7 protein-coding genes are annotated in these 6,087 nt (G+C 48.2%); 3 read left to right on the top strand and 4 right to left on the bottom strand.

All coding sequences use genetic code 11. The features are described 5' to 3' along the window. Positions 1 to 299 (top strand): DDE-type integrase/transposase/recombinase (locus H6F51_23755; protein ID MBD1825489.1); only part of this gene is annotated, 299 nt, incomplete at its 5' end. Here the strand turns inward: H6F51_23755 and H6F51_23750 are convergent. From H6F51_23750 to H6F51_23735, 4 genes are all read right to left on the bottom strand, one after another. After that, the gene (locus H6F51_23750) at positions 296 to 607 is read right to left on the bottom strand and encodes an NAD(P)H-binding protein (GenBank protein MBD1825488.1); all 312 of its coding nucleotides are present in this window, start codon (positions 605 to 607) and stop codon (positions 296 to 298) included. The two genes, H6F51_23755 and H6F51_23750, sit on opposite strands and share 4 nt — an antisense overlap. Before the next feature lie 42 nt (positions 608 to 649). Continuing rightward, positions 650 to 2,608, bottom strand: coding sequence for an FAD-dependent monooxygenase (locus H6F51_23745; GenBank protein MBD1825487.1), 1,959 nt, complete (start codon positions 2,606 to 2,608; stop codon positions 650 to 652). Between the two features lie 74 nt (positions 2,609 to 2,682). Then, positions 2,683 to 3,189 carry a hypothetical protein gene (locus tag H6F51_23740; protein MBD1825486.1) on the bottom strand — a complete coding sequence of 169 codons (507 nt, stop codon included), beginning with the start codon at positions 3,187 to 3,189 and terminating at the stop codon, positions 2,683 to 2,685. Between the two features lie 481 nt (positions 3,190 to 3,670). Continuing rightward, complete coding sequence (locus tag H6F51_23735) at positions 3,671 to 4,111, bottom strand: flavohemoprotein (GenBank protein ID MBD1825485.1); 441 nt, start codon at positions 4,109 to 4,111, stop codon at positions 3,671 to 3,673. 389 nt (positions 4,112 to 4,500) lie between these two features. Between H6F51_23735 and H6F51_23730 the strand changes: the two genes are divergently transcribed. After that, the gene (locus H6F51_23730; GenBank protein ID MBD1825484.1) at positions 4,501 to 4,980 is read left to right on the top strand and encodes a transposase; all 480 of its coding nucleotides are present in this window, start codon (positions 4,501 to 4,503) and stop codon (positions 4,978 to 4,980) included. Positions 4,981 to 5,262: 282 nt separating this feature from the next. Continuing rightward, on the top strand, positions 5,263 to 5,961 hold the full coding sequence (locus tag H6F51_23725) for a Crp/Fnr family transcriptional regulator (protein ID MBD1825483.1): 699 nt from the start codon (positions 5,263 to 5,265) through the stop codon (positions 5,959 to 5,961). Positions 5,962 to 6,087: the final 126 nt, after the last annotated feature.

Here is a 6,087-nt window from a genome sequence, read left to right as displayed (position 1 = left end):
ATAAAAACGCGGCTTATCCCGTTGCCATTGATGAATTGAAGCAAGATCAAACATTGAAAACTGAGACCGAATTGCGGCAGAGCAGATACTTGAACAACAGGATTGAGCAAGACCATCGGAAAATCAAACGGATTGTGAGACCGATGATGGGATTTCAATCATTTAACACAGCAAAGAGAACGTTGCGAGAAATTGGAGCAATGGCGATGATTCGCAAAGGACAAATGAAAGGAATCAGTCAAGGGGATATTGTATCTCAAGCACAGTTTATCAGCGAACTCTTTGGAGTGAGGGCTTAAAGCAATACGAATGAGACCGATTCGTTTGTTACTTTAAAGTCTTTGCGACACAACCAAAATAGTTCCCTCCATTGAGTAAACGGTGGATTGACGCAGTTATAGACTACCGTTGCTCCCTGGCAGACTTCACGCATCTGAGCTTGATTCGTTGCGTCGGCTTTGAGCAGTTCAATATTAAAGGGAAAATTGGCATGACCGCTGCGATTCACGCCACGAACCCGCTTTCCTTGTGCAACCAGTTCTCGCACGATCGCACTCCCCGTTCCACCACTGGCTCCAATGACGACATGCAATTCGTTTGATTTCATGAGATCTTCCTCCCACTCGGAAATCAATACCGTACTTTGAATTTAGCTAGCTTCCACGTCTTTCCATCCACCCCACGGTCTCTTCCAGCCCTGGGTCTTCTGCCGGTATAGGAGGTGCGTCGCCAAACCCGCCAGTAGAAGACCGAAGATCCAGAACCAGAACCACTGTGTGCCGTAAAGCTGTAGTGCCACAGCCAGGATTACGATCCACTTCGTGATTCTTAAGGGGATTGGCGATCGCGTTTTGGAAAACATGACCGGCAATTCCCGCTTGATCATCTCCCACGTCCTATTCGTGTTTTTCTGAGTTTCCTGGTAAGAGCGCCTGCCGTCGAGCAAGAAGAGACGGCTGAGGTATTCCAGTAATGACTCTGCTGTTACAGGCTGACTTCGGAAGCCGATGTAGCCATCTGGACGAATCAGATAGAGTGACGCTCCGCTAGCGCTATACTTCTTGTGCAGCGTGCCTGACTCATCCTGCAACACCGAACCGTTCCAATCCAGTTTCTGCGGTGTTTTATCAGTACTGACAATGATGTGAGTTTTCACCCTGTTTCCAAGTAACGCTTCTATTTGATGCGCTATTTTCACAAGGTTTGTGCGTTCTGCTTCTGAATAGTTCAGTCCCGCGAACAACAACAGACTGAAGTGCGTCCCGCGAAACTCCTCGAATAGGCTGATTTCCTCGTGAGATGCCGCCCGAATACACGTTCCGTTTGGGGCTCGATCGCCGGCTTGAGGTCCCAGTTGCCAAGTGAGCCAGTTCCTTAGGCTGAACTCCTGACTTCCCCAGTAGGAGCGAGAGAGGGATGATGTGCGGTAATGGATGAAGAGTTGTGATCCCCGTCGAGTTAAATAGCCCTGGACTGAATCTAAGGCCAGGACACGCTCACGCAAGAATTGCATCATGGGATGATTGGAAACCAGGACTTTCGTGTTCGTGTCTGTCTGAGCGAGTACCCGTTTGGCGATGGGTAAGCGCTCTTCTTGATAGGTATTCAGCAGGTGCTCAGGAGACTGACCCGTAATCACAAGTGCCAATTTCCAGGCAAGATTGTAGGCATCCTGAATTCCGGTGTTCATCCCCTGCCCGCCGAAGGGACTGTGAATGTGGGCAGCATCACCAGCCAAGAATACCCGTCCAATTCGATAGTGATCGACCATGCGGCGGTTGATGGTGAAGTTTGACAGCCAGGTTGGATTGCTGAGGGTTGTCTGGGTGTCGCCAGTACGTTCCCGAAAAAGTTGCTGGAATAACTCTAGCGACAAAGATGGTACCGTTTCTTCTTCCACCACAGCGAAGGTACGCCACAGTTGACTATTGGGCAAGGGAATGATGCTAAACATGCCCTCTGCCGGGAACCAGGTATGAGATCGATCGTGCTCTCGCTGCCAATCCAGTTCTACATCTGCCAGGAGAAACTTTTCCTCATAGGTGCTGCCTTCAAATTTAACCCCCAGGGCTTTCCGCACCTGGCTATGGGCGCCATCACAGCCAACGAGCCAGCCCGCCCAAATTTCCTCGGGTTTGCTTCCGTCACCATCGTGGTGATTGATTGTAACGCTCACTTGGGAGCCAGTATCACGGAAGTCCACTAGCTCACAGGCTCGTTCAACGGCACCCCCCAACTGATGCAATCGTGTAGTGAGCACTCGTTCGACATTAACCTGGGGGGTAATCCAAATCTGGGGGTAGGGTGTATCTAGCTTCTGCATTCCTGCCGTGCTGAGCGCTAGGAGCAAGCGATTGCCCTCATAGAAGTTGGCATCAAGGACAGGACCTCCGGTAGATAATACTGGGTCGATGAGGTCCATCGTATCGAACAACTCCAGGGTACGGGGCTGGATTCCTAATGCACGGGAGGTTATTGCAGGTGCCGGAGCTTTATCAATGATGCGACAACTTACCCCACGTCGAAGTAGTTCACAGGCAAGGGTGAGTCCGGTTGGACCAGCACCCACAATTAACACATCCGTTTGACTTTGCAATGCTGTGTTCATAGTAGCCTCTCAATCTGAAGGTGCTTGAGATTTTGAATTCTCTACCAAACTTCGATCCTGAAAGCCGCAACTGGTTAGTAAAGCCAGCTTTGATACTGGGGATGGGTATGCCTCATATCCTCATACAACCACACCATTCGGTCAATAAACCACAACTTACTTAAGTAAACAAGGGCACACCCTAGCAGAGCGAAACAGTTATCCAGTGCAACCAATCCCCAAATCACAAATGCCATACCAACGGTTGAAACCAAATTCAGAATGTTCGGAATCTGCTGATGGTGTGAAGGAACCGGAACTGTATCTCGATTCAACCAGACTCGTTCGCCCAATACCCCTTTAGAGACCCAATGATTAGTGGATTGAGGTTTCGCAAAGATGCGGGGATTAATCCACATCCAGAGCAGGGCGATCGCGATAGGGGCCAACGACCACCAGCCCAGCCAGGTACGGCTCCAGACTGCCAGAATCAGAATCGGCAGGACAGTGAAGCGAGTCCAAAAACTCCAGGGATTGGCATGACGTGTCCAGGTTTCCTCATCCATGTGAAATGTGTTGGCAATCTTGCGTTCTAAAGTCATTGCTAGTGTCCTCCTCAAAGTCGAAGATTCTCTTCTAACGGTATTGTCAGCTTAACCCGGATGCAGAATAATCGTACTGGTTTAACTGAGTTCGCAACTTCCTGTTCATATATTTCCGTCATCGCTTCCCTAGCGAAATCATCAGTGATTGTGTTTGGCTTTACTACACTTTCCCACTCAGCTAGCGAGACATCGAGAAAATGATGCTGGTCGCCTAGGGCGTGGTGAAGCCACCTCGATGCCGCGTTGGCGTTCGAATCGATTCGAGAATGATGCCAGAAATTCGGACAGCAATTCGCCAATCAACTGCGGCGCAAAAGTTGCTGCGTAGAATTGAGCAAGGCTGAATGTTCAAGGAATAGCATGCTTAATTTTGAACATACACGGTTAACTTGACAATGCCCTCAGATGTTTAGTGAGTCCCAGTTAAGAATCAGTCCTACCTGCATGGCAATGCTTTTTGTCTTCGTTTCAGAGGCTTCTAATTTTTGTATCTAGGAACCAGAATTTCGGTTGGATATTTTGCCCCCTTCAACATAAGTTCGGTCACGACTGCGTAAGCTTCACTCCAGGCCTGCTCAGTGTTAGGTGTCCATGCGCTTCCTAGGCAAGAGGAAAGCGTTTTCAATAATGTACTACCTACCACTGGGTAATGTTCCGGCAACACTCCATACTGAATATGACGAGTTCCTAAACCTTCAAGTGCCTTCGTCAAAGCATCGGGGTTGCGGAGACTGGCTACGACTAAAACAAGCGATTTGAAGAGCTTCTTTGCTTGTTCTTCCATATGAGTGTTTGCAAAAAGTGGCTTGATCTCTGGATAGTCTGTAAATAGATTTGTGTAGAAGTGAGTCGTGAAATCAAGTTCCTGTTCTCTAATCTGTGCAAAGCTGGACTCTAACAATTCAACACTTAAAGACATACAGCATTTCCTGTAGTTAACTGTTCATAGTTTGTCAAACTCAGATGAATTAATCTATGAGGTAGCTCATAGAGACAGTGTAGAAATTTCAGCGGATTGAATTCAAATCTTACAAAGACGCTGCTATGCCCTAGGTCTAGCTAACTCCAGGTTCGCTGCAATATTCCTCCTACTGACTGCAACCCTTCAACCACCACAGCACAACGCTTGCAGACTCAAAGGGGCCGGGTAAGGAAGGGGTATCAGAAGCAGCGAGGCGACATAGATTGTCGATCGCTCTGCCTTTGTCTCTTGGAGATGAAGCAGACGCATTTCAGAACTGAGGTACCTCATATTGACGATCGCAATCGTTTGTCAAAATCGAAGTAGAAGCGAAGAAGATTGAACTTATGTTGCTCAAAACTCAACCCGTTTCCAAACTCGAAAAGCTTGCCAAACTTTACTTAGAGGGAAAGCCCGCTAAAATTTTCCCAGAAATCCAACAAGAACTATGTGACTGGTTAATGCAGCAGTTTCGTCAAACTCCAGTCAATCCTCAGTTCTCCGATTATCTCCGCTATGAAAACGCAGATGAAGTGTTTGCGGATATTGAACAAGGTCATCTTTGGGTTTCGGCAGAGGAAAGCTATGACGTTTCCATCTATCCGAATCCGTTTTATGGCTTTGCGTTTCTTGTCATGCACGACTACGACCATTACATCACTGGCGGCGATTGGAGCTTAGAAGGAGAAATTAAAGCTTACAAAGCGGCTGCCTCACGCGCGCCCAATTTAGAGATTCAGAAAATTCTCTATTCTCAAATTGTGCTTCGAGCTGCTGCTTATATCTATCTCGGACACGCACCCGAACCAAAAAATGTGTTTCCTTAGTGCCGAGCATTATCTCTATGCTTGATACTCACAACACCCTAAACCAAAAATCGAGCAAAAGGGGGCGCTAATTCGACGTGAATTTGACAGAAGTTTTCGACCGCTCAAACCGAAGCAGGAAATTTCGTCGAACTTCTAGGAAACAAATTTGTTTCTTTCGCCCTTCCCATAGGCCCGCCTTTGTTGGAAACTCACGTTCATTCGTCTTGTGATCAAATTTAGTCTGAATAGTTTTTAATCAAATAGGCTAGGTTAAAGTTTGCGTCCTTACGAAAGGCAAACATGAAAGCCACGATCGAGCAGCTCACCCGCGTCTCCATATTTGCGAATCTCCTGCCGGAACAGATTGCTCAACTGCAACCCGATGCAACGATGCAGCAGTATCAAGCGGGCGAAACCATCACGCAGGAAGGTGATCCACTCCCTGCGGCATTGTATGCCCTCGTTGATGGAAGGCTGCGCGTGGTGAAAACAGCGACAACCGGGAAGGAAACGATTCTTCGCACCTTGAATACAGGAGACATTTTTGCGGCTCCAGCCCTGTTTGGAAATCAGATTGCACCCGCAACAGTCATTGCAGAAGACTCAGTGCAGGTGCTGACCGTCAAGCGAGAGGCGTTACTCAAGGCAATTCAGGCGAATCCAGAAATTGCACTCCAGATGATGGCAGTGTTCAATCAACGACTGCAACAACTGCACGACATCGTTCATGGATTAGTGTCTGAACGGGCAATCGTTCGTCTTGCTCGATTGATTCAGACGACCGCGATCGAGCAGCATATCGATCTCGATCGGCCTGGAGCCGATGTTGAATTACAGTCTCACTATCACATTGCACGGAGAATTGGCATTACCTACGAAGAATGTGTTCGACTGTTCAAACAGCTTCAGGGAGTGGTGTCTTATCGTCGAGGCGGAAAAATCACGGTAATCGACGGAGCAGCTCTCAATCAGATGGCTCATGGTTCCGCTGACTTATAGTTGACATGCCAGATGCCGTCCTACGCGCCGGGTGTGCATTTAGGAGATTTGGGTTCGAGCTTGCCAGAGTACGCGATCGCGGCAATCCGCGAAGCCCTTCCCGCCTTTGAAAAACAAATCGCAGGG

This window comes from Cyanobacteria bacterium FACHB-DQ100 (assembly GCA_014695195.1).
Lineage (GTDB): Bacteria > Cyanobacteriota > Cyanobacteriia > Leptolyngbyales > Leptolyngbyaceae > Leptolyngbya.
This window is presented reverse-complemented; position numbering and strand designations above follow the sequence as displayed.